Raw genomic sequence first — 24,825 nt, 5'->3', positions numbered from 1 at the left:
CCCGACGGCTCAGGGCCGGTCGTGAAACGCGCACCCTGACACGGTAAGCAGCAAATATAACGGATCGGTTGGCCCTGTCCAGTTTGAATTGCGTACGGCGCCGGACCGTCTTATTCGGTGTGTCCCGTTGCTCCTTCGCTTTGTTTGACGTACTGGTCGAGAATTCCGTTCACAAACGCCGATGATTGTGCGGTGGAAAAGGTCTTCGCCAGTTCAATCGCCTCGTTCAGTACAACCTTCACGGGTACGTCCGGCAGCACCTTGAGTTCGGTTATGGCGAGCCGGAGGATAAGCCGGTCGACAGTTGCGATTCGTTCGAGTTGCCAGTGCTCGGCCAGCGATTCGATAATCCCGTCGGCGTCGCGGCTGTTATCGAGCGCGGCCTTGAGCAGTCCGCGGGCGAACTCGGCGTGTTTCGCGTGCAGTGTCGATGCCTCGATCAGACGTTCGAGGTTTTCGAACGCGTCGGCGTCGCCGATTTCCGACGCGTACATGGCCTGCAGGACGAATTCGCGGGCGGCATGGCGGGATGAGTCTCCCATGGGTTACGCCATCGCCTTGTAGAGGCTGACCATTTCGATAGCGGCCTCGGCGGCCTGCCATCCCTTGTTGCCGGCCTTGGTGCCGGCGCGTTCGATCGCCTGTTCGAGCGTATCGGCGGTGATCAGGCCATAAATGACCGGCAGGCCCGAATCCAACGCCAGTTTCGCGACGCCCTTGGTGGCCTCGTTGGCGATGTAGTCGAAGTGCGGCGTGTGTCCCCTGATCAGCGCGCCGAGACAGATGACCGAATCGTACCGACCCGATTTGACCATTTTGGCGGCCGCGTACGGTATCTCGAACGCCCCCGGAACACATGCAACCGACACATCCGATTCGGCGCCGCCGTGCCGCTTGATGCAGTCCAGAGCGCCCTCCACGAGCTTGTCCGTGAGAAAATTGTTGAATCGACTGACGACGATGCCGAAGCGGACGCCGTCAGCTTTCAGCGAGCCTTCAAATCGTTTGACAGCCATAGTCGCCTATATCCCTTTCAGCTCGAGCATGTGGCCGAGCTTGTCGCGTTTTGTTTCCAGGTAACGATGATTGTACGGCGTCGCCGGCAGCTCCAGCGGCACCCGCTCGGTAATGGTCAGGCCGTACCCATCGAGTCCGATCACCTTGCGGGGGTTGTTGGTGAGCAGGCGAATCGACGTCAAGCCCAGATCCACCAGAATCTGCGCTCCGATACCATAATCGCGAAGATCCGGCTTGAAACCAAGCTCGACATTCGCCTCGACGGTGTCCCGGCCACGATCCTGCAGCGCGTACGCGAGCAGCTTGTTCGCGAGCCCGATTCCGCGGCCTTCCTGTCGCATGTACAGCACGACGCCCTTGCCCTCGCGCTGCACCATCCGCATGGCGGTGTGGAGCTGGCCGCCGCAATCGCACCGACACGAACCGAAAACATCGCCGGTCAGACAACTCGAGTGCACGCGCACCAGCACGTCGTGGGCGCCCTTCAGGTCGCCTTTCACGAGCGCGAGATGATGATGGTTGTCGACTTCGGAGTGGTACAGGTGCAGCACGAAATCGCCAAACTCGGTCGGCAGGTCGGTTGTCGTCACACGGCTGACCAGTTTCTCCTGGTGGTTTCGGTATTTGATTAATTCGTGGACGGTGATGATTTTCAGTCCGAACTGCCGGGCCATTTGCATCAGCGTGGGGACACGAGCCATCGTACCGTCTTCCGCCATGATCTCGCAGAGGACGCCGGCCGGCGCGAGCCCGGCGAGGCGCGCGAGGTCGACCGAGGCTTCCGTGTGCCCGGCTCTGCGAAGCACGCCGCCGTCGACCGCCTGCAGCGGAAAGATGTGGCCGGGACGCCCCAAATCCGAGGGCTTCGTCTCCGGGTCGACCAGTCGGGAGATCGTCACCGCGCGATCGTGCGCCGAGATCCCCGTGGTTGTGCCTTCAAACGCATCGACCGACACCGTAAAGCGCGTCCCGAGCCGTGCGGTGTTGTTGTTGACCATCGGGTTGAGGTCCAGCTCCAGCAGGCGTTTCGTCGTCAACGGCACACAGACCAGCCCGCGGCCGTGTGTGGTCATGAAATTGACCGCTTCGGGCGTGATTTTCTCCGCGGCCATGACCAGATCGCCCTCGTTCTCCCGATCTTCGTCGTCAACCACGATGATCATCCTGCCCTGGCGGATGTCTTCGATCGCTTCCGGTATGGTATTAAACTGCACGTCGTCAGTCATGATTACCACCCACTTTCCAACAGTTTGTCTATCGTTAATCCTTTTTTCCCTGTATGCCCGGCCGCTTTCAACACGTACTTGCCGATCAGATCGAATTCAAGATTCACGCGCCGCCCCGGAGTCAGGTCGCGCAGCGTCGTGGCGTCGGCCGTATGCGGAATAAGATTGACGGAGAGCCGGCCGGAACGAGTCTGGTTGACGGTGAGTGAAACGCCATTAATCGCAATCGATCCTTTTTCGATCACGAGCGGGTCAAATTCGGGATCGAAGCGCAGGGCCAACTCGAGGGATTCCCCAACCGGCCGCAAATATTCCACGGTGCCCGTGTCGTCCACGTGGCCCGACACCATGTGGCCGCCGAGACGACTGCCGACCTGCAGCGCCCGTTCCAGATTGATGAGCGAACCGGGCGCATACGCTCCGGCGATCGTCCTCGCGACGGTCTCCTGCGACGCTTCCACCGTGAAACCGCTGTCGCCGATCTCCACCACCGTGAGGCAGGCGCCGTCACACGCGATCGATTCGCCAATACGAAGCTCGCCTGTCGGCAGCGACGACTCGATCGCAAAAACCAGGTAGTTGCCGCGCACGCGCAGATCGCGAAGCGCGCCGACCGTCTCTATCAATCCCGTAAACACCGCTTACTTCCTCTTTCGTACATACCCGGTGATCACAGCATCGTCTCCCGCGCGCGTCACGGTCACGCGCTCGAGCGCAACGGCGCGGTTCAACGCACGTATTCCCAAATCACCGACCGCCTCCACCCCGTCGCCGATAATTCTCGGGGCCATCATCACGACAACTTTGTCTACTAAGCCGCTCTTGAGGAACGAGGTCGCCAGCGAGGCTCCTCCTTCCACCAGCACCGAGCGCAACCCGAAAGCCGCGGCCTCCGACAGCAGATCCTTCAAATCGATCAGCCCGGATCGCGCGGCACGAACATTCCAGTAGGTCAGGTTGTGATTTGGCGAGCGGCGTGAGAAGCGTTGTATCTGGTCTTCGGTCGATGCGATAATGGTTCGGTGATCGTTGTTCTTCGTCAGCAGCGTGCACGCCTTCGGGAACCGCAGGTGTGACGCCACGACGATGCGAAACGGGTTCCGTCCCCGCACGTGTCGCACCGTCAGCGACGGGTTGTCGGACCGCACTGTCCCCATGCCGACCACGATGCCGTCATGTTGGGCACGCAGCGCGTGCCCGAGCGTCCTTGATTGGGGTCCGGTTATCCAGCGCGAGTCTCCGATCGCGGTGGCAATGCGACCGTCGAGCGACTGCGCGATTTTCAGGGTGACAAATGGTCGCCCGAGAGTGTGGAAGGCGACAAACGTTTCGTTGAGGCGGCGGGATTGCTCCCGAAGCAACCCGACGGTGACATCGAGGCCGGCTGCACGCAGCTTTCGTGCGCCCCGACCGCGCACCCGCGGATCGGGATCCTGCATCGCGATCACCACGCGCCTGACGCCGGCGGCAATGACGGCATCCGCGCACGGGCCGGTCCGGCCGACATGGCAGCACGGCTCGAGCGTCACGTACAATGTCGCCCCCGCAGCGTCGCTGCCGGCAGACTTGATCGCCGCAACCTCCGCGTGGTCGTCACCGGCGCGGCGATGGAATCCCTCACCGATAACGCTGCCGTCCTTCACGAGGACGGCGCCCACCATCGGATTCGGCGAGGTCTTCCCGCGCGCCCGCGCCGCGAGTTGCAGCGCGCGCTCCATGTATGCCCGGTCTGCCTGCGCAGCCATCAAAAAACCCCGTGATATTCGTATCTCGGGGTGTGGCGCAAACGACTGCCACGGTAACCTGTACCGACCAGACCGCCCATGACAGACAGACCGGCGCAGCTTGGCAACCGCCGTCGTATCTTCTCCCATCCGGACTGTACCGTCGGTACCTGGATTGCACAGGTTCAGCCGGTCTGTTACTGACCGGGTCGCGGACTGTTACCGCCGGTTGAGGAATTTCACCTCACCCCGAAGATATCTTTCACGGGATAATATATGCGGTTCAGGACAAAAAGCAACCGGTTCTTGGTGAAAAAAGGAACTATCTCTTCGCGGTCAGCTCCTGCATGAGATGACGGATGTCTTTGAGATGAAACGGCTTCGCCAGAACCGTGAGAATGCCGCGCAAAGCAATCTCTTCGCTGTTTAGTTGTGTTCCCCACCCGGTGATCATCGCGATCTTCATCTCCGGCTGCGCTTCGTGGGCGAAGCCCGCGAGGTCCAGCCCGGACATACCCGGCATACCGAGGTCCGTGATAAGAATGTCGTAGGTCTTGCGATGAATTTCTTCCAATGCGCTGGGTCCGTCACCCGCGAGCGACACCTCGTGACCGTCCAGTTGAAGCATGTCCTGGAGCACTTCGCGAAGCTGTTTGTCGTCGTCAACCACCATCACGCGGAGCGGCTGGTCGGGCTGGTACATCTGGACAATCTTTCCCGTATCCTCGACCGTCGACGTCCGTTCAAATGTCACCGTAAAAGTCGTGCCCTCCTGCGGGACCGACTCAAACGAAACGGTGGCGCCGTGACGAGTGGCGATACTATGGACAATTGCCAGCCCCATGCCCGAATCTCGGTCAGGCTTGGTGGAGAAGAACGGAAGGAACACTTTCTTTCTGATCATCTCCGGAATCCCGGGACCGCGGTCGCTGATGGTGACACGATACGTATGGTCGTCGATCCTCAGACCGACCGTCACAACCGACTGCTCCGGCGCAAACTCGACGGCGTTTTCGACGAGTCGGGTGAGCATAACCATCAACTCATCGGCGGCGGCGTCCACTACTGCCCGGTGATCGGGGATTTCGAAGCGGAGCGCGACGTTTTTGCGGGCGGCGAGTTCGGTCCAGTCGTGCGATTCAATATCCCGGTACCGTGCCAGCATCGAGCTGAGCGATACGGGTTCGAGCACACCTCCGCGCGCGCAGATCGCGAACTCCTGAATGCGCTTGACCGTGCGGGCTCCCTCCATTGCCATATCCTCGACCTGGCTGAGCTGGCCGGTTATGGCCGGATCGGTCGATTTCACCTGCATCAGCTGCAGACGGCCGATAATCCCGCCTATGACGTTGTTCAGCCGGTGGGCGACTCCCGAGGTCATGTCCGCCAGCGCCGCGACCGATTCGACACCGACAAGTTTGTCGGTGGATTCGCGAATGAGCGCGTTTGTCTTGGTCAGGTCTTTCACCAGGACCGCATTAACCAGGAGGATCCGGGCGAACACGCGAAAAACCGATATCAGTTCGAGGTCGACTTCGTTCAGGTCGTGATGGCTGTGCGCGCAGAACACGAGCGCCGAGCGGTACTTTTCCTCCGGGGTAACTTCGATCGCGATATATCTCGCGAACTCCCGGGCGTGTTGCACCTCGATCTCGTGCCAGTTGTGGGACGGGACTCTCCTCGAGTGTATATCGTCGAGCAAGCTTCCGGTGCGTTCGGCCAACCTGGCCCTCAGCCAGTCGGGAATGTCCGCCGGGCCGACGACCTGGCTGACGTGGTATTCCCGCTCGTCCCGAGAACACGCGACAAGCGCCACGGTACAACGGGGCAGCGCCTGGTGTGCGCTTGCAACGATTGTCGACAACGCTTCGGGAATGCGTATCCCCGCCAGCGGCGTCTCGAAAAGCCGGATCATCGACGACAGGCGCATGAGAAAGCTGTCCATCGACTGCGTCTGCTCGAGTACGGAGATCGACCCCAAAAGCACCTGCATGAGAGACTTCATCAGATAGGCAGGCTGCTGGGATTCGGGAGCCGATGCCGAGCGCCAGTAGACGAGGACTATGCCGCGCAAACGACCGTCGGCGAAGATCGGATATTGCAGGCACCGATGGAATTTGTTGGCCGACGCAAACGGATCGTCGGTGGTACCGTCGCCGATCGTATATTCGTTCCGCTCGATCATCCCCATCTCGTCGGCGCTTCGCAGCCAGCGGCTTTCCAGTTGATCCAGAGCGGCGAGGTCGCGGTTCTCCCAGTGCTGGTATGCGACCGGCAGCATGACCCGGTGGATTTCGTTATGGTAGAAGATGGCGACGAAGTCAGCCTGGTGCATTTTCTGCAGCAGCTGCGACAGCGTGTCGATCTGGGTTATGACGCTTCGCAGCTTCTCACCCTGCCGGGCGTGACAGGCCCTCTGCAGAGTCTGCGAGGACTGCGCCATGTTCTCTATCCGTTGACTGAGATGTACGGTAGTCATTACGTGTTTCCCGGCACCGCGGTGCGTTTGCGTCTGGGCTTGGTTGTCGGTTACTGGACTGTCTCCATACCGCGCACGGGCTCGGCGTCGGCGCTTTCCGAGACGCGGGCCGAGGTGCGCATGGCGCGCGTGAGCGAGCGACGGATCGCGTCGTCAAACACGGACGACGTATCAATCGTCCGGCTCGTCTGCGAGCGTGATTCTCTGATCTCGATTCCGGACAACAACCACGTAACGGCGGTTACCATGGACAACGCGCTGTCAGGTATCGAGAACAGGTCGCTCGAACGTGAGTCGGCCACCGTGACGGCGCCGATCGAGCGGCCCCGGAGGATCACGGGCGCGATCAGCAATTGCCTGAGATCGCCGCTGAATACAATCTGTCGCTCCGCTTCGGACGAGCGCGCGATAAGTTCGCTATCCGTCAGGAGCAGTGGTCGCTCCTCGGCCAGCGCCTCCTGATGCGCGGGCATGAGCGACAGAATCATTGATTCCGACGCGGGCGCCATGTGGGGCGACAGGTTTGACGTACGAAGCGCCCGTGATATCAGAAATCTGCCGCCCGGTTCACACGCGGAAATGCGAACGGCTTCGGCGCCGGTATCGCCGGAGAGGAACTCCGCCACGCGATCGAGCCATGCGGCGGTATTCGTTTGCCGGTCTGCATGGTGTGACAGGCGTACCAGGCATGACATCCGGGATTCCCATGTGATGTCGCTTTGTCGGCGCGCGTGGCTGTACACCAACTGGGCGAGACTCGGCAGCACGGCGGCGAGCAGAGCGGCGGTTCGGCGTCCGAACGCCCGCGGCCGCTCCGCGCCGAGAACCAGCAACCCGCCCGGCTGTCCCTCCGCCCGAATCGGCGCGAGCGCGACCGAGTGCAGACCCGACGGAACAAACCCGGCGGGCAGGTCGGACGGCAGATCCGGGTGTGTCTCGGTGGTAGTCGGTCCGGCCGAAAGCATGACCTGCGCCAATCGTTCGTTTTGACCCGGCCACGGCATGCCGCGGTAGGTCAGCAACTGGTGATCGGCGCCGACACTGTAGCGGTCACACAACGAACGTGTGGGATGCATCAGGACCAGCGACAGGTAATCGATCGGCAGAACGTCGGCGAGGGAACGGGCTATCAGGGTCAAAGACTCAGGGCGTGCGCCACTGGTATCCATGAGGTTCTGCACGGTGTCCTGCAGAGTGGTGCACTGTGTGAGAAAACGGTTTTTCAACTGGGTCACTTCCTCGCGCATGCGCCGGGCGAGGATATCGGCGACAAGCTTCAGCTGCAGCCGATCATCGGTGGTGAGGTTCGTTGACTCGCCGCTCCAGGCGACGAACACGGCGCGAAGTCGATCGTTGACGACGACCGGCAGCACCAGCGAGGGCATGCCGAGCGTAATCGGCAGGTCGGTAATGATGCCGGACGATTCGGCCGAGAATCCGTCGACGTACCGCTGCCAGCCGTGATGGTCCACGTGCGCGTCGCGCAGCCGGGGCTGGAACGATTCAATGTCGCCGGCAGCCGTCACGAGCCGGGCCTCACTGAAGGTCGATGAGATCGTATACACCGCGCCGCCTTTGAGCCGCAGCGCTTCCACCATATGCGCAAGAACATTAGTCAGCAGCGGGTCCATGCGGTGTTCGACAGCTATCAACTGATCGATTTCACGAATCAGGTTTTGCGCACCGCGACTGGCCGCTTCCCGCGCCTCGAGTTTCCGGGCCAGCGGCAGCCACGATGACACGCCGTTGATCAGGAACATGATTCCGGTGATGATGGCGATCCAGCTGACCAGCTTGAAGAACAACGGTTCGGAAAGAAACGGCAGGGTTTCAAAAGCGCCGAGGCCGGCGTACAAACGGGCCAGCGCCACCAGACTGAGGATAGCGAGCCCCACCGTGATCTGAGTGTAGCTGGTAGCATCAACGGCGCTCATGGAGCGGCGGAACCGCGCGACGAGGATCAACGCGGTCAGAAAGAACAACACCACGAGCCAGTCGACTGCAGACTGGGGCATGCCACCTCCTATTTGGATAACTCGTTACCGTTGGTCTAATTATCGGCAGTAAAACGGTCCGCCTTAGGGGTTTGACCGGACGTGGGGCAATTCCCATCACTAATGGTAGCCAGCCGATAGATCGAAGCGGTTTCTTTCGGCAGGCAATTTCTATCGCTCGGTCAATATATTGTCTCGCAACGACATATGCGACAGCCAGAACGCGGCACCCCACTTGCCTTACGGAAGGGTGACAGCTCTTCACCACATGATCGCCCCCACGGGCACAGGGAGGACTTTTCATGATGCGTCTAGTCGTGCGCTCATTTCTGATTGTTGCGTTGTCAACGCTTGCAGCTGGATGTTCAGACGACGCGGATCGGGTGCTGATCTCGGAGGTCGCGTTCGACCCGGCGCCGGTCGCCGCCTACTTCCCGCTCGCGGCCGACTATGCAACCGTCATGAACGTGCGGTATGCCGACGGTCACAGGGAGACCGTGACGTTCGAAGTTGGCGAAAAGCAGGCTCTTTACGAGTACCAAGCCTATCCGCTGTACGGGTGGGACGATAACACTCGTCGAACGACGAGCTACGTAGTCGTTACCGACTCGTCTCTGTACATATTCGCTTCGGGCGCGTCGTCGCCCGAGAGACTGCTGAGCCTCCCGCTGAGACCCGGAGCCCAGTGGGATCGCTATGATGTTTCCGATCTGGAGCGATATGCGACAGACACGGACGGAGATGTCACGGACATAGCGACGGGTGATGATAACGGCACGTTTGAAGATGTGCTTGAACAGGGAACCGATGATCAGGCCGACGACGGCAGCGACGGCAACGGCGCCGATGATCGTCCGCTCCGGACAAGTTTTCCGACGTCCGGCGGGACGATGATGCAGGTACAGACGGTTGAGAGCATAGTTCTTTCCGATGGGACAGTCTATGCGGGCGCTGTACGGGTATCAAACGAAGGCGCTTACGGCACGACGAATTACTACTGGTTCGTTCCGGGCGTCGGCCTGGCTAAATATGTCCTCGGGGCCACGCCCCGCGCTCCCTACACCGGCAGCGTGGTCGGCGAGATTGTCGACTACGGAGTCGGTCTGAAGTAACGTAGCAGGAGACCGCGTATGCTGTGTCGAAGGCCGGGTGATTCGCCCGGCCTTTTTATTTGCGATTGGCCGGGCAGCCGCACATGGTTCTCGCTCACAGCGACAGCAGACCGTCGGTCGCTCGCCGGTAGTTCTTGAAATGAATTTTGGCGACCTGCGCCAGCACGTCGGGTCCGTATTTTCGCACCAACTCCCGCCCGGCGGCATCGACCTGGGCCGCCGCCCCTTTGGGCAGCTCTACACCGTACTTGCCGGAGAGACGTTCCAGTTGCTTGACGAACGTCGCTCGGGCGATAACGGACGCCGCCGCCACCTGAATAACCGATTCACCCCGTACCAGCTGCTGAAGCGGCAACGCCTTCGATTTCTCCAACAGCGCGTTCTCGATGACACGGGGGTCGGCGAACTTGTCCGATATCGCAAGATCAGCCTCAGCCTCCATCAGGACATTTTCGATTGCGCGGGCATGTCCCCATCCGAGGAGCCGATTCAGATTTTTGATCTTCTTGTACAGTTGATTGTATTTCTCGGGACCGACGACCACGACCGAGTGGACAAACTTCTTCTGCAGGATTTCCGCGATCGACGCGATCCGCCCCGGCGTCATGGTTTTGGAGTCGCGGACGCCGAGCGATCGGAGTTCCTCTTCCCGGGAACTGTCAGCAACAAGGGCCGCTATGACCAGCGGCCCGAAAAAGTCACCCTTGCCGGACTCATCGATCCCGATAATGCGCATCGATCAGCCGGCGCTCAGTTGGCGCGTTCGAGATACTCGCCCGTACGCGTATCGACCTTCACCCGGTCCCCTACCTTTACGAACGGGGGAACCTTCACCTCGAGCCCCGTCTCCAGCTTCGCGGGCTTGGTGACGTTGGTGACGGTATCTCCTTTAGCCGCAGGCTCGGTCTCGACGACCTCGAGTACGACCGAGGCCGGCAGATCCACGGAAATCGCAGCACCATCGAGAAAGAGCAACTGATATTGCTCATTCTCCATCAGATACCACTTGGCGTCGCCCAGATGGTCGACATCGATTTCGATCTGGTCGAACGTCTGCGAATCCATGAAGGTGAACTGACCCGTGTTTTCGTAGAGGTACTGCATGCGTCGGCGTTCGATATCCGGAGGCTTGAAGTTATCGCTGGTGCTGAAGACTTTTTCCACCACGGCGCCCGTCTTGATGTGTTTGAGCTTGGTGCGAACGTTGGCCTTGCCGCGGCCCATTTTGAAATGCTGGTAGTCGACAATGTAATACGGCTGATCGTCGACAACTACCGCCAGCCCTTTCCGGAAATCCGAGACAGAATACATGCAACCTCCATAAAAATGTCGGGACAATATAACAAAAAGTGCGGGGTGCCAAAGACTTTTCTACCGGCCCGGCGCGGCCATAGCCGAAGGGAGGTTGTCCCCTGCGACACAACAGCTTACGGGGAGCGTTAGACAGAAGGTGGTGCCCTCGCCCGACGTGGTGGACAACAGCAGCGTTCCCCCGTGCAGTTCGATCATCTTGCGCGCCAGCGGCAGGCCAAGCCCCGTCCCCGACGCGCGTGACGAATAAAACGGCGTGAAGATTTTCTCTATGTTCTCCGGCGCGATGCCGTGCCCCTTGTCAATCACCTCGAGCCAGATCGCATCGCCTGTCAGGGCGCTGCAGACGGTCACTGTCCCGTACCCGTCGCCATAAGACGCAACCGCGTTATCGACCAGATTTTTGAGCGCCTGTTTGAACAGGAGTACGTCAATCCTCACCATGAGGTCGGCGTCGGCATGGTCCACCCGGAACGTCATGTCCGCGCAATCGGCCCGCACCCGGAACGTCTCCAGAACCTCATCGATCACGCCCGGCAGCGACACGGTCGACAGTTGCAGGTCACACGGGCGGGAGAAGTCCAGAAACTGCTTGACCAGCGCCTCGGCCTCGGCTGTCTCGTTCATCAACGCCTGGATCGAATCGAGGGGTTCGTCAATTTGCGCCAGCCGTTTTCTCAGGAGATTGCCGTACCCGGCGATCACCCCCATCGCGTTGCGCAGCTGGTGGGCCAGCCCGCCCGCCATCTCGCCCAGCGCCGCGAGGCGTTTCCGCTCTTCGAGCTGGCGGCGAAGCTCCACGACTTCGGAGACGTCGTTCAGCAGCACCGTCAGTCCGATACGGTTGTTGTCGTTGTCGCGGATACTGGAGATCGTGACACCGACCGTAACCGTGCCGAGCGAACCGCGTGAGATGGAATATTCCGCATAGCCGGAATTGGGCAGGTGCGCCAGCGCCGCCTGCACCGCCAGCAACAGCGACTCATTGACGGCGAAGACTCCCTCGTAAGACAGATGCGCGGCGGTCGGCGGCTCGATTCCCAGCAGGCGGCCCGCGGCCGCGTTCAGCGTCTGTACGCGTCCATCGGGCGACAACGTTACGACGCCGGAATCGACCGCCCGCAGCAGGTACGAATTGAACTGCTCGAGTGAATCGGCGCGTCGGCTTATCTGTTCGTTCAATTGCTGCAACCGGGCCCGGTTTTCCTGGAGTTCCTCGATCACCCGCTGATACTCCTCGACCACGGCCTCTGCGTCGGCGCCTTCATCGCCGGGCAGCCGACCGGCCTGCGCGGCCTGTATGCGAAGGGCAACAAACGGCGCGACGATCGCCCGGTACAGAAACAACATCGTGACAACCACCAGTCCCAAAGCGGCAAGCCCGACGATCAGGATCGTCTCCCCCGCGTCATCCAGCCACGCCAGTTCAGGAACGTCGCGCGAGATAACCAGCAGTGAATGCCCCGCGCGGGCCGGCACCGGGTAGAGGTAGTAATATTCGTCGTCCTCGGCGCGCGTGAGCGTGGTGAAGTCGGCGTCGATGAGTTTCGACGCCAGTTCGGCGATTCGCTCCTGCGGGATGTGCGCCGCCACCGATCCGAACCATTGCCGCCGTCCGGACGGATCGTTTTGCTGCGGACGCGACGGCAGCAGGTACAGCGCCCTGAGGGTGTACTGCTGACGGAGCGCATCGATCGTCTCCTCCGGCAGCCCCGCCGGATAGCCGGCCTGCACGACGCGAGAGATTGCCACGGCCGCCGCGTGAAGCGATCGGGCCGTTTCATCCTGCTTGGTCGACCGGGCACGGTAGATGATAAACAGCGAGACAAAGTTCAGGAAAACCAGCACCAGCACGGTGGCCATCAGGCCCAGCCGGATTTCCGATTCGTATCGATGAGCGTGTTTAGCCATGGTTCTATTACCATTGTCGGACAGGTCGCCCGCAAGGTTGAGAACCGGAACGGCCCGGATCAGTGGATGCGCACGAAGGTGTTGAGGTAGTATTCGATGATTCGGTCACCGTAGAGGATCGCCAGCATCGCCGCGCCGGCAAGGAACGGACCGAACGGAATGACCCGTTCTTTGCGCATTTTGGCGGAGACCATCATCACGACGATAGACACCAGCAAGCCGATCGCGGCGGACGCGATAAAAACAAAGAGAACCTGCTGCCAGCCGAGAAAAGCCCCCAGCATCGCCGCCATCTTGATATCTCCCCCACCCATGGACTCCTTTTTAAACAGCCAGTCACCGAGCATGGCGATAAGGTACAGCGCCCCGCCGCCGACCAAAAAACCGATCAGCGACTGGACCGGCGTCAGTCCGCCCGGGAGAAACGAAACGGCGAGTCCCAGCACGACTCCGGAGTACGTAAACAGGTTTGGAATGATTTGAAAATCGAGATCGATGAAAAAGATCGCAAGCAGGACCGATGACAGGTATGCAAACACGAAAAACTCCGGCGCAAAACCGAGCTGCCAGTAAAAGTACAGGTACAACGCGGCATTGGCCGCTTCCACCAGCGGATAGCGGACGGAAATCCGGGCGCGGCAGAACGCGCATTTTCCGCGAAGCGCCGCGTAACTGACGAGCGGAATGTTGTGATACCACGCGAGCTGCGCCTTGCACGAAGGGCAGATCGAGCGGTTCATGACAAACGACAACTGGCGCGGAATCCGGTAGATCAGCGCGTTCAAAAACGAGCCGATACACAGTCCGACCACGCCGACCAGTACGAAATAGATGGTATCCATGATAATCGCTATATCGGCACGACAGAGATCTAGCTGAACTCGCCGAGACGTTCCATGATGAGGGCGCAGATCACGGGCGCCGCCGTTTCGGAACGGAGAATCCGTGGCCCGAGTCCGACCACGTCGAAGCCGGCCGCGCGTGCCAGCGCGATTTCATCGGGGGCGAAGCCCGCCTCCGGACCCGTGAGCGCCGTCACCCGACGGGTCGAGTCGGGGAAACCGATCTCGCCCAGCGGCCGAGCGTCTCGAGCGGGGTGAAAAACAAGTCTGACGGACTCAGGATCAGTATCGGCGAGGTAGTCCGTCAGCGGCAGCGGCGCCGCGATCTCCGGCCGGTAACTGCGCCGGCACTGTTTCATTGCGGCCAGCGCCACACGCTCGAGACGGGTTACGCGAGAACGCGCCCGCTTCGGATCCTCCAGCTTCACCTTCGACTTCGCCGTAATCACCGGCACGAACCTGATGACGCCGAGCTCGGTGCCCCGTTGGACGATACTGTCGAGCTTGGATGCCTGAGACAGTCCGACTGCCAGCGTCAGGCGCACGCTTGGTTCGCCGAAATTGCGAAGCGGCTGGTGAATGAACACGGTGACCGACATCGAGTCGCCGCCGCTGATCTCGCCGCGCCACGCCGATCCGAGGCCGTCAACGACCATGACAATCGCTCCGGGCGTCAGGCGCATCACCTGACGGGCGTGCCGGGACTCATCGAGCGGCAACACGATCTGGTCGTCGCCGACATTCTCGGGCGGGGCATAAAATACAGGAGGCGTCATAGCTACTGCCGCTCGACGACAACGGTGCGCCAGGCGTTGTCCTCGATTACGTGAACGTTGGCCTGGCGCAGCCCCGCGAGAGCGCCGGTGATCTCCGGCACATCGGATTCGAGCAGGCCGGACAGGATCAGAAGTCCGGGGCGAGCGGTCAACGCGACCAGCCGATCCAGCCAGGGCAGAATAGTGCTTTTGATGATGTTGGCGACGACGATGTCGTACGGGTCGTCGTCATCGGCGCGGCTGATCGTCCCGAGCGCGACCTCGTGGGGAGCCGAAACGTCGTTGATCACGAAATTCTCGCGGCAGTTCTCCACCGCGACTTCGTCGTAGTCGATCGCCTTGATATAGCCTGCACCGAGCTTGTCGGCAAGGATAGACAGGATGCCCGAGCCGGTCCCGACATCAAGGAACCGTTCCCCGCCCCTGATCCGGCTCCGGAGTACACCCATGCACGAGCGGGTCGTTTCGTGCGACCCGGTGCCGAAAGCCATCTTCGGCTCAATCACTATTTCTATGAACGCGCCCTCGGGAGCCTGCTCCCACGGGGGGCGAACAACGACGTCGCCGGCCACAACGAGGGGGCGTATCGACTCACGATATTGCTGAACCCACTCGACGTTTTTGATGAGTTTCTCACGGACCGTGGGCTCGAAAGTGCGGTCGTCGCTGATGGCCTGTATGTATTCGGTGAGCCGTTCTTTGTAGTGTGGGTCGAATGTCTCGGGCAGGTAGAAAATAATCCCGGTGATCGCGGAGCCCTCTTCCTCCTCGAGAATCATACCGCGCGTGAGATTGTCGATGATGTAGTTGCAGACGGCGTCGGCCACCGGGCGCGGGACGTCGATCCGCGCCTCGATATATCGATCCGGTTGTACCTCGTTCATGCTCACACTCCCAGCGTTTCGCGAAGCCGGTCGAAGAACGACTTGCTGGCTTCCGGCGGACGGAACTGCTCCGAACTCTCCAGCTTCTCCAACAGCTTCTTGTCTTCGGCGGAAAGTTTGGTCGGGACCCAGACGGTTAGCTGCACCAGCTGGTCACCGCGTCCGCTCTGGTGCAGATGCGGTATCCCTTTGCCGCGCAGCTTCAGCACTTTGCCGGACTGGGTTCCCGGGGGGATCTTCAGGGTGGCGTACCCGTTGATGGTCGGCACCTCGAGTTCGGCGCCAAGCGCGGCCTGTCCGAACGAAATCGCCAGTTCGTACAGGACGTTGTCGCCGTGGCGGGTAAATTTCTCGTGCTCCTTCTCCTCGAATACGACAATCAGATCTCCGGGCTCGCCCTGGTTCGGCGCGGCGTTGCCCATGTTGTCGACCGTCATGTAATTGCCGCTCGAGACGCCCGCGGGGATGTTGATGGAGACTTCCGAGGTGCCGCGCACCCGCCCCTCGCCGGAACACGTCTTGCAGGGGTCGGCGACAATCTCGCCTGAACCACGGCACATAGTGCAGGTGCTGACCTGCTGCACGGTGCCGAGGAACGTGCGCGTGATCGTCCGCACCTGCCCGGCCCCCTTGCACTGCGGACAGGTCTTGCGCGACGATCCGGCCGCCACGCCGCTGCCCGAGCACGTGTCGCAGCGCACCAGTCGGTTGACTTTGATTTTCTTCTCGATCCCGGAGGCGATCTCTTCGAGCGTGAGGGCGATGCGGATGCGAAGGTCCTCTCCACGGTTGGAACGCCGTCGCATTCCCCCCCCGCCGAAAAACTCGTCGAATATCGATCCGCCGCCGCCGAAATCCCGCATGAAGGCGCGAAGCGCGTCGCCGATGTCAAAGTGCTCGAACCCGCCGAACCCGCCGCCGAAACCGGCCCCCTGGCCGATCCCGGCGTGACCGTACTGGTCGTACATCTGCCGCTTCTGCGGGTCTTTGAGAATCTCGTAGGCCTCGGTCGCTTCCTTGAACTTCTCTTCCGCGTCGGCGTTGCCGGGATTCCGATCGGGGTGATACTGCATCGCCTTCTTGCGATAGGCGGACTTGATCGCCGCCTCGTCGGCGCCGCGATCGATCCCGAGCACGTCGTAATAGTCGCGTTTGGCCATGCCGATTACTTCTTGTCGTCGTCGACCACTTCATAATCGGCGTCGACCGCACCGTCCTTGTCACCGTCGCCACCGGACGGCTGCGGCCCCGGCTGCGCCGTCCCCGCGCCCGCTGTCTGCTGCTGGGACTGCGCCTGCTTGTACATCTCCTCGGCCAGCTTGTGCGACGCCTGCATGAGCGCTTCCTTGGCGCTGTTGATCGCCTCGAGCGATTCGCCCGCCTGCGCCCGCTTCAGGTTCTCGATGGCTTCCTCGATCTTCTTTTTCTCCTCGGCCGAGACTTTGTCGCCGTGCTCTTTGATGGTCTTCTCGGTCGTGTACGCCAGATGGTCCGCCTCGTTGCGCGCCGTGATGAGATCGGCCTTCTTCTTATCCTCGTCCGCGTACTTCTCGGCGTCCTTCACCATGCGCTGGATTTCCTGATCGGACAATCCCGACGACACTTCAATCTTGATCGACTGCTCCTTGCCGGTCGCCATGTCCTTGGCGCTGACATGCACGATACCGTTGGCATCGATATTAAACGTTACCTCGATCTGCGGAATGCCCCGCGGCGCGGGCGGAATACCGACCAGGTCGAACTTGCCGAGCGTGCGGTTGTCGATCGCCATCTTGCGTTCGCCCTGCAGGACGTGGATCGAGACCGCCGGCTGGTTGTCCGAGGCGGTCGAGAATATCTGAGACTTCTTGGTCGGAATAGTCGTGTTGCGCTCGATCAGGGTGGTCATCACGCCGCCCAGCGTCTCGATCCCCAGCGACAGCGGCGTCACGTCGAGCAACACGATATCCTGCATGTCTCCCGAAAGCACGCCGCCCTGAATGGCGGCTCCGACCGCGACCACCTCGTCGGGATTCACGCCCTTGTGCGGCTCCCTGCCGAACAGGCTCTTCACCGTCTCGATCACTTTCGGCATGCGCGTCATGCCGCCGACAAGGACCACTTCGTCAATCTCACCGGTGGACAGCCGGGCGTCGGTAAGCGCCCGTTTGCACGGCTCGATCGTTCGCTGGACCAGATGATCGACCAGCTGCTCGAACTTCGAGCGGGTCAACGTCAGATCCAGGTGCTTGGGCCCGGATTGATCGGCCGTGATGAACGGCAGGTTGATGTTCGTCTGCATCGTCGATGACAACTCGATCTTCGCCTTCTCGGCCGCCTCTTTCAAGCGCTGCAGCGCCATGCGGTCCTTGCGCAGATCGATCCCGTTGCTCTTGCGAAACTCATCGGCCATCCAGTCGATGACCGCCTGGTCGAAGTCATCGCCGCCGAGGTGGGAGTCGCCGTTCGTCGAGCGTACTTCGAACACACCGTCACCGATCTCCAGAATCGAAATGTCAAACGTGCCGCCGCCCAAGTCGTAGACCGCAATCTTCTCGGCTTTCTTTCTGTCGAGACCGTAGGCGAGCGATGCCGCGGTCGGTTCGTTGATTATGCGCAAAACGTCGAGACCGGCAATCCGGCCGGCGTCCTTGGTCGCCTGGCGCTGGGAATCGTTGAAATAGGCCGGGACCGTGATAACCGCCTGCTTGACTTCGTGGCCAAGGTAATTCTCAGCGGCTTTTTTCAGGTATGCCAGCACCATCGCCGATATTTCCGGCGGTGCGTACTTTCTTCCCTGCACCTCGACCATCGCATTCCCCGACTCGTCTTCGGTCACGAGATACGGCACAATCTTCTCTTCCGCGTTCACTTCACTGTGATGCCGTCCCATGAACCGCTTGACGGAAAACACCGTGTTCTCCGGGTTGGTGACCGCCTGGCGCTTGGCCGCCGCGCCCACCAGCCGGTCGCCGTCACGGGTGAACGCGACCACCGACGGAGTCGTGCGCGCCCCTTCCTGATTGGGGATGACAACCGCATCCTTTCCCTCCAGCACCGCCACGCACGAATTCGTCGTGCCCAGATCGATCCCGATTACCTTTCCCATGCTTTGCCTCACTTTCTATATCATTCGTACGTCAACATCCAGCTACGATCGCCGCAGTCACGTCTGCGACTCGTTCGACTCGTCCTGCGACTCGCCCGCGCTCGGCGGCCCGGTGCTGACCGCCACCCGGCTGTGCCGAAGTACCCGGTCGCCCCTGAGATACCCTTTCGTAATCTCAAACGCAACCGTACCCTGGGCGTACTCCTCGGACGGCGTCTGCATCATGGCGTCGTGCAGATTCGGATCGAATGACTGCCCCACGGCCTCAATCGGCGTGAGATTGTACCGACCCAGAAGGTCAACGAGCTGATGGTAAATGAGCTCGGTCCCTTTGCGCAGCGACTCGGCGTCGGCAGCTTCACCGGCATGCTGGAGAGCGCGCTCGAAATTGTCCACTACCTCCAGAATGTCCAGCAGCAGGCGGTCGTTGGCCGCCCGAATGGTTTGCTCGTACTGGTTCGCCGTCCGTCGCCGGTAGTTCTCAAAATCGGCCATCGTCCGAAGCAACTTGTCTTCGAGCGACGCGATCTTCTCCTCGGGCGTGGGCTCCGCGGGCGGCGCCTCGCTGTCGTTCGGTGCACTCCCCGGTGTGTCGCCGGCGCGCTCCCCCGTCGTCTCTGCGGCGTCGTCGACTCCGTCCTGACGAGCGTCGACCGCTTCCCCTTCTTCCGATGACGAAACTTTGATTTCCTTTTCCCTGCTCATGATAGTGTATGCCTCTCGCGTGTCTACTTCTCCTCATTCATGCCCGCCAACACTTCGGTGATCGATCGCGCCGTATACTCCACTACCGAGACGAGCTTGCTGTACGGCATGCGGGTCGGACCGATCACGGCAATCGAACCCGTGATATTGCCCACCCGGTAGGTGGACTTCACCAGCGAGCAGTGCATGATTTCGTCGAACTTGCTCTCTTTGCCGATAGTGATCACCAGGCCCTCCTGATCGGCCTGGCTGAGGAATTCCGAGATCACACGGCGATCTTCGAGCACTTTCAATATCTGTGTCAGCTGGTCGCGGTCGGCGAACTCCGGCATCTCGAGTAGATGATCGGCGCCGGCTATATGAAGCTTCCCGACCGTGTCGTCGGTCCAGATCCGCTCCTTGGAATCGACGACCAGCTGGATCAGGCGGCCGTGACCGCTCACGCTCTGAAGCCGCTCCTGCAGGGTCTGCCGAATCTCCGCCAGGGTGAGCCCCGAAAGCTTCTCATTCAGCAGCGACTCCACCTCCACCAGCTCGCGGTCGGTGAACGACGCCTCGACTTCGAGGATCACGGAACGGGCCAGGCCGGACCGGACCACAACAACGACCATCACACGATTCTCGGCAATCGATATAAGCCGAAGGTTCTCGAGCACACCCGCCTCGAATCGCGGCGCGATCGTCACGCCGAGCTGCCGCGTGACATCCCCCAGCAGCCGCGCTGTCTGCCCGAGCATCTCGTTGATCCCCCGCCCTTCCCGCGTGATCGTATCGCGGATCGCCTTTTGCTCGGTCGGACTCAGACGCTCCGGCTTGAGCAGATAGTCAACGTAGACACGATACCCTCGGTCGGTCGGGACACGACCGGCCGACGTATGCGGCTGTTCGACCAGCCCCAGTTCCTCGAGATCCTGCAGGGTGTTGCGGATCGTGGCCGACGATATCCCCATCTTGAACCGGTTCGCGATCACGCGTGAACCGACCGGATCTGCAGACTGGATGTAGTACGTGATAAGATTCAGCAGGATAGTCTTTTCGCGTTCGGTCAGGTTCTCGAATGCCATGATGGTTGACCCCGGTATCATTTACTGCCATTTTGGCAGTCATTGTGTCAGAGCGTCTATCAATCTACACTTTTTGTAACCAGAGTCAAGTTGAAATGATCCGTAGCCTTAGCCCAAAAACAAAGCGGCCGCCTCGACTTGCGAGACGGCCGCCTTCCAGACCAATCGGAACAGTTAGCTACGGTTTGGTCTTGGCAGAATCGACATTCTTTTTCGGCTCAACTTTCACCGGCGCTTTTCGCTTCAGATTTTCGCGACGGTCATCGATCCCGTTCCTGTTGTTGTCGATGAAGTCATCGAACTTGCGCTGTGACGGGGCGAGAGACGATGACGGCGACTTCTTCTGTGTAGTGTCCTTCGCCGATTTCGACAACTCCTTTTGTGGAGTCGTCTTCTTGCTCTGCTCGGTTTTGGCCTTTTCGTCCTTGCCTTTTTTCTCTACCGCCGATGCCGGCAGCGCTGCCGCTATCAGCCACACCGTACAGAACAGATATGTCATCACGTGCTTCATGGTCGTTTCACCTCGGCACGGGTATTCCCCTGTGCATCCATGCGGGTTACCTGTCCTTGCCCTTGCCTTTGCTTGACGAGCTGGAGCTGGAACTCCGGCCGCCTGAGTTGTTGCCGGACTTCTGCGGCGCGGGCGACGACTGCTTCACCGCACCGGAACCTGACTTGCTCGGCGCGGGCGACGACTGCCTCACGGTACCCGAACTCGACTTGCTCGGCGCCGGCGTCTTGCGGTAACTGCCGCCGCTCGAAGAGGACTGGTCGTCCGACGACTTCCTGGCCGGACGGTAACTGGAGCCACTGTTGTTGTCCGACTTCCCCTTTACCGTCCCGCTCGGTGAACCTTCGGATGATCTCGACTTGCGGTACGTGCCGCTGGACGAGGACTCATCCCCGGACCGGCTTTCGCGCTGGTCGCGCGTCTCATACCGTGACGCCGACGAACCGGACTTCTTCTGGTAATATCCGCTCGTCTGTCCGGTCGAGCCGGAGGAGCCCTGCGACGGAGAGTCGTCGCGTTTGCTCTTGTACCGGCTGCCCTCACCGACGTCGGACGCGCCGTTGTTGGTCGCACGATAGGTATTGGAACGAACCGAACTTGACCTGCCCTTGGAAGCAGCGCCTGCCGACAGGTCGGTCTCATACCCGCGGTCGGTCTTGTTCAGGACGGTGGAACCCCGCGCGTACTTCTTGGCAGACGGGGCCTGCACCTCGTCGGGCGAAAACGCCATCGCGCGAGTCGACTTGCCCGAGGAACCGACGATCGAGCCGGACTGGCCGGCCGACTTCGTTACGGTCTTGCCGGCCGTGACGTCGCGCTTGAGCACCGTCTTGGTCTTCTCGACATAGTTCGTATAACCCGCTGCTACGGGGTCACGATAACCGGCCTCGCGCACGATCTTGTACTTCGACTTGATCGACGGCGACGGCTGGATGATCGTCCGGTTGAGCACGACCGTGTTGTAGTAGCTCACGTGGAAATCGTTCTCCCAGCAGTAGCCCCACGGATCGAAGATCGTGATCGTGTGCCAGCCGACCGCGATCCGGGGAACATACAGCGGTGTGCAACCCCAGTACACGCCGTTGATGTAGACGGAGTGCCCCCAGCCATAGTCGATGTAAACGTTGCCGCTCACCGACCAGCTCGGATACGTCGGGTAGTAGACCGGACGGAAATAGTACTCCTCCCATTCGTTGACGAAAATCACGGCCCGGTCATAAGCGAAGCGCTGACCGTCGTACCGAATGAAGTACTTCCCGTTGACGTAATCCATGAACTCGTACCGGTCGTCCCAGTCACACACGAGCCCGGAATTGCCGTACCAGCTCGGGATCGGGAAACGCTCGCGGGACGCGATGATCTGGATGTTCTCCATACCTTCGGGACCGCTCACGACCAGGTCGTAGTTGTCACGCGGGCCCGGCAGCTGGTAGGTTTCGCCTCCCCGCACGAAGTTGTCTTCGGAGGGGTCCGACGGAAACAGCAGGTTCACCAAGCCGCGGGAATCGACCGTGTAGATCGCCACAAAGGCGTCCCGGCTGACGCGGAAATTGATGCCGATATCGTCGCCGATATAATACTCTCCGTCGGCATGATCCACCCATACCTCGGCATCGAGGTAGCGGTCGATGCCTGGACGATCGCTGTAGTACATCGGCTGATCGTCGCCATCATACCGTTCGATTTCCTGAGCCGCCCCCCCGATCGCCGCCCAGGCGATCATGAGGATCGTCAGCAGCCCGGTTGCGTATTTGGAGCGTAACATGAAATCACCTTCTTTCTATTAGCGTTCTTGAACATTCGTTCGTGTACGGGGAGAGACGCCGGCATCGAGCGGCACGCCGAGACCCGGAATCGAGAGTTCGGGGTTTCCGACGACCGTCTGATACGCCCAGCGGACTTCCACCGACTCACGCGTGCCGGACATGGCAACCACGCGGAACTTGGCGAAATTCTCGTCCGCGGTCCAGACCACATACGTGTGACCGACAATCAATTCGGCATAACCGAGTTCGGACCAGCCCTCCTCCGGCGCCCAGCCGATATCGTCGAAAGACGAGGTGAATCCCATATCCTGAAGATCCGTTATGGGACGCCCCGCGTTGACATACATGACGCCTTCGAATCGATCGATAAAGATGTCGGCGAAGCTCGACGTGTCGGGAACGGCCATCCCCAGCGAGAAGCTGAATCCGGAACCGGCGCCGCCCGGGAGTTTGTCGTTGGCAACAAGGGTCAGCGATCCCTCGGGGCGGGGGGTGTCAAATACGTTTTCCGCCGACAACGGCGACTCCTGCCCCGCAAAATCAACCGCCGTCACGGCGTAATAGTAGGTCTCGCCGTTGTTAACTCCGGTGTCATGATACTGATACAAAACCAGGTCAAGAGCGTGATTGGAGTCTGCGTCCACCGAGCCGATCCGCACGTAGTCGTTTATCGGGTCAAACGAGCGGTACACGTTGTAGTAGTCCACATCGCGCTCATATATGCCGTTAAACAGCACCCAGATCTCCTCATCGCCGGTAACCGAAAACACGCCCTGCGGTGTTGCCGGAACGGTATCGACAGCCAGGATGTCATCATCATCATCGCATCCGGCCATAAAAGCCGAAACCATCGCCAAACCAGCTATGACCATGATCTTTTTCATTGGCTTACTCCTCATGACTTTTTCCATTTCTGACGGCATATAAAACAAGAAACGTGCCAATTTCGCTATTGTATTGATATACATATTGTTACCCAATTTAGCGCAGCCGTCACCGCTCGGTCTGCGCACAGAAATTGTGCGCGCCGACAGGACTGTGCACAGAAGCTGTGAGGAGAGTCGGGATCAGCGGGCGAGCCCGTATTCCTTGATCTTCGATCGGAGAGTGTTGCGATGGATCCCGAGCTTCTCGGCGGTTAACCCGAGGTTCCAGTCAAGCTCGTTCAGGCAGCGAAGAATGTGGTCCCGTTCCACGTCGGATAGCGGGCGGATCGGACCGATTGGCGACTCCGGGGTCCGTGCCGACAGGCCAACCAGGTCGTCTTTCGTGAGGTATGTGCTGCGCGTGAGCACGATCGATCGCTCGATGATATTCTCGAGTTCGCGGACATTGCCGGGCCACCGGTACGAGGTCAGCAGGGCGGCGGCCTCGCCATCGATTCCGCGGACATCCTTGCCGATCTTTTTGGCGTACTTTTCGATGAAGCGATCGGCCAGCAGCAGCACGTCACCGGAGCGTTCCGCGAGCGGCGGCATATGTACTTTGATGACGTTCAGGCGATAGTACAAGTCTTCACGGAAAGCTCCATTCTTTATCATCTGCTCGAGATCCCGATTGGTGGCTGCGATGATACGGATATCCAGCGGGATCGATTTCACGGATCCCAGCCGTTCGATTTGCCGCTCCTCGAGGACGCGCAGCAACTTGACCTGCATCGTGACCGGCATCTCGCCGATTTCGTCGAGAAACAGCGTGCCGCTGTCGGCCAGTTCAAACCGCCCCTGTTTCGCCCGCTCGGCGCCCGTGAACGCGCCTTTCTCGAATCCGAACAACTCGGATTCGAGTAATGTCTCCGGAAACGCGGCGCAGTTGATCGCGACCATCGGCTTCTCGGCCCGCGCGGACAACGCGTGAATCGCCTGCGCCACCAGTTCCTTGCCCGTCCCCGAGGGCCCCGTGATAAGCACGGTGGCGTCGCGGGGCGCCACCAGTGAAATCATCTCGCGCACCTTCTGCATCTGCGGCGAGTTGCCGATCAACTCCGCGCGCGGAAACGCATCAGCAAGACGCTCCGCCATCACCTGGTTATCGACCACCAGCCGGTTCTGTTCGGCGGCTTTCTGCAGCCGCAGCAATAACTCGTCGAGCTCCTCGATCGGCTTGGTGATATAATCGTAGGCCCCCAGCCGCATCGCCTCGACCGCCGTCTCCACCGATCCGAAAGCGGTGAGGACAATCACCTGAATGAACGGGTTGATTTCGCGCAGCTGCCGCAGCAGTTCGAGACCCGACATGCCGGGCATCTTCAGGTCGATCAAAGCGATCGGTGAGAAGAGATCCTGATAGGCCTGTAGTCCCTGCTCGCCGTTCTCGGCGGTCGTGACCTCAAACCCCTGGCGGGCGAGGAATCCGGCCAGCAGGTCGCGCGCCTGCGCCTCATCGTCAACAACCAGAAGCTTGATCGTTTTCATG

General features: G+C 60.5%; 22 protein-coding genes and 1 riboswitch. Of the genes, 1 reads left to right on the top strand and 21 read right to left on the bottom strand.

Features of this window, described 5'->3' with window-relative positions:
- Positions 1–110 precede the first annotated feature (110 nt).
- From nusB to RBT76_10625, 7 genes are all read right to left on the bottom strand, one after another.
- Positions 111–542: a transcription antitermination factor NusB gene (gene nusB, locus RBT76_10655; GenBank protein MDX9858242.1), complete on the bottom strand. Its 432-nt coding sequence runs from the start codon at positions 540–542 to the stop codon at positions 111–113.
- Positions 543–545: 3 nt separating this feature from the next.
- A complete protein-coding gene (gene ribE / locus RBT76_10650; protein ID MDX9858241.1) occupies positions 546–1,016 on the bottom strand; it encodes a 6,7-dimethyl-8-ribityllumazine synthase in 471 nt (156 codons plus the stop codon).
- A 6-nt stretch (positions 1,017–1,022) separates the two neighbouring features.
- The gene (locus RBT76_10645; GenBank protein MDX9858240.1) at positions 1,023–2,243 is read right to left on the bottom strand and encodes a bifunctional 3,4-dihydroxy-2-butanone-4-phosphate synthase/GTP cyclohydrolase II; all 1,221 of its coding nucleotides are present in this window, start codon (positions 2,241–2,243) and stop codon (positions 1,023–1,025) included.
- A gap of 2 nt (positions 2,244–2,245) precedes the next feature.
- Entirely contained in the window at positions 2,246–2,881 is a 636-nt protein-coding gene (locus RBT76_10640) for a riboflavin synthase (protein ID MDX9858239.1), read from the bottom strand.
- Between the two features lie 3 nt (positions 2,882–2,884).
- Entirely contained in the window at positions 2,885–3,988 is a 1,104-nt protein-coding gene (gene ribD / locus RBT76_10635) for a bifunctional diaminohydroxyphosphoribosylaminopyrimidine deaminase/5-amino-6-(5-phosphoribosylamino)uracil reductase RibD (GenBank protein ID MDX9858238.1), read from the bottom strand.
- 113 nt (positions 3,989–4,101) lie between these two features.
- A riboswitch (FMN riboswitch) is annotated at positions 4,102–4,228 on the bottom strand.
- A 61-nt stretch (positions 4,229–4,289) separates the two neighbouring features.
- Positions 4,290–6,446: a hybrid sensor histidine kinase/response regulator gene (locus tag RBT76_10630; protein ID MDX9858237.1), complete on the bottom strand. Its 2,157-nt coding sequence runs from the start codon at positions 6,444–6,446 to the stop codon at positions 4,290–4,292.
- 50 nt (positions 6,447–6,496) lie between these two features.
- Positions 6,497–8,461 (bottom strand): hypothetical protein, encoded by a 1,965-nt coding sequence (locus tag RBT76_10625; protein MDX9858236.1) that lies wholly within the window; start codon positions 8,459–8,461, stop codon positions 6,497–6,499.
- Between the two features lie 281 nt (positions 8,462–8,742).
- Between RBT76_10625 and RBT76_10620 the strand changes: the two genes are divergently transcribed.
- Positions 8,743–9,552, top strand: coding sequence for a hypothetical protein (locus RBT76_10620; GenBank protein ID MDX9858235.1), 810 nt, complete (start codon positions 8,743–8,745; stop codon positions 9,550–9,552).
- A 94-nt stretch (positions 9,553–9,646) separates the two neighbouring features.
- Here the strand turns inward: RBT76_10620 and rnhC are convergent, their stop codons facing one another.
- The 14 genes from rnhC to RBT76_10550 form a co-directional block, all read right to left on the bottom strand.
- A complete protein-coding gene (gene rnhC / locus RBT76_10615) occupies positions 9,647–10,288 on the bottom strand; it encodes a ribonuclease HIII (protein ID MDX9858234.1) in 642 nt (213 codons plus the stop codon).
- 14 nt (positions 10,289–10,302) lie between these two features.
- Entirely contained in the window at positions 10,303–10,863 is a 561-nt protein-coding gene (gene efp / locus RBT76_10610; GenBank protein MDX9858233.1) for an elongation factor P, read from the bottom strand.
- A 60-nt stretch (positions 10,864–10,923) separates the two neighbouring features.
- On the bottom strand, positions 10,924–12,774 hold the full coding sequence (locus RBT76_10605; GenBank protein ID MDX9858232.1) for an ATP-binding protein: 1,851 nt from the start codon (positions 12,772–12,774) through the stop codon (positions 10,924–10,926).
- Positions 12,775–12,833: 59 nt separating this feature from the next.
- Positions 12,834–13,616 (bottom strand): prepilin peptidase, encoded by a 783-nt coding sequence (locus tag RBT76_10600; protein ID MDX9858231.1) that lies wholly within the window; start codon positions 13,614–13,616, stop codon positions 12,834–12,836.
- A 29-nt stretch (positions 13,617–13,645) separates the two neighbouring features.
- Positions 13,646–14,392, bottom strand: a complete 747-nt coding sequence (locus RBT76_10595) for an RsmE family RNA methyltransferase (protein ID MDX9858230.1) — start codon at positions 14,390–14,392, stop codon at positions 13,646–13,648.
- 2 nt (positions 14,393–14,394) lie between these two features.
- Positions 14,395–15,276 (bottom strand): 50S ribosomal protein L11 methyltransferase, encoded by an 882-nt coding sequence (locus RBT76_10590; protein ID MDX9858229.1) that lies wholly within the window; start codon positions 15,274–15,276, stop codon positions 14,395–14,397.
- 2 nt (positions 15,277–15,278) lie between these two features.
- The gene (gene dnaJ, locus RBT76_10585) at positions 15,279–16,436 is read right to left on the bottom strand and encodes a molecular chaperone DnaJ (protein MDX9858228.1); all 1,158 of its coding nucleotides are present in this window, start codon (positions 16,434–16,436) and stop codon (positions 15,279–15,281) included.
- Positions 16,437–16,441: 5 nt separating this feature from the next.
- Positions 16,442–18,364: a molecular chaperone DnaK gene (gene dnaK, locus RBT76_10580; GenBank protein MDX9858227.1), complete on the bottom strand. Its 1,923-nt coding sequence runs from the start codon at positions 18,362–18,364 to the stop codon at positions 16,442–16,444.
- A gap of 57 nt (positions 18,365–18,421) precedes the next feature.
- Complete coding sequence (gene grpE / locus RBT76_10575) at positions 18,422–19,069, bottom strand: nucleotide exchange factor GrpE (protein ID MDX9858226.1); 648 nt, start codon at positions 19,067–19,069, stop codon at positions 18,422–18,424.
- A gap of 23 nt (positions 19,070–19,092) precedes the next feature.
- Positions 19,093–20,133, bottom strand: coding sequence for a heat-inducible transcriptional repressor HrcA (gene hrcA, locus RBT76_10570; protein MDX9858225.1), 1,041 nt, complete (start codon positions 20,131–20,133; stop codon positions 19,093–19,095).
- Positions 20,134–20,311: 178 nt separating this feature from the next.
- Positions 20,312–20,644 (bottom strand): hypothetical protein, encoded by a 333-nt coding sequence (locus tag RBT76_10565; GenBank protein MDX9858224.1) that lies wholly within the window; start codon positions 20,642–20,644, stop codon positions 20,312–20,314.
- Between the two features lie 46 nt (positions 20,645–20,690).
- On the bottom strand, positions 20,691–22,409 hold the full coding sequence (locus RBT76_10560) for a DUF4384 domain-containing protein (GenBank protein MDX9858223.1): 1,719 nt from the start codon (positions 22,407–22,409) through the stop codon (positions 20,691–20,693).
- An 18-nt stretch (positions 22,410–22,427) separates the two neighbouring features.
- On the bottom strand, positions 22,428–23,294 hold the full coding sequence (locus RBT76_10555; protein ID MDX9858222.1) for a hypothetical protein: 867 nt from the start codon (positions 23,292–23,294) through the stop codon (positions 22,428–22,430).
- Positions 23,295–23,477: 183 nt separating this feature from the next.
- Complete coding sequence (locus RBT76_10550) at positions 23,478–24,824, bottom strand: sigma-54 dependent transcriptional regulator (GenBank protein ID MDX9858221.1); 1,347 nt, start codon at positions 24,822–24,824, stop codon at positions 23,478–23,480.
- Position 24,825 lies beyond the last annotated feature (1 nt).

The sequence above is a fragment of the Candidatus Zixiibacteriota bacterium genome (genome assembly GCA_034003725.1).
GTDB lineage: Bacteria > Zixibacteria > MSB-5A5 > GN15 > FEB-12 > WJMS01.
This window is presented reverse-complemented; position numbering and strand designations above follow the sequence as displayed.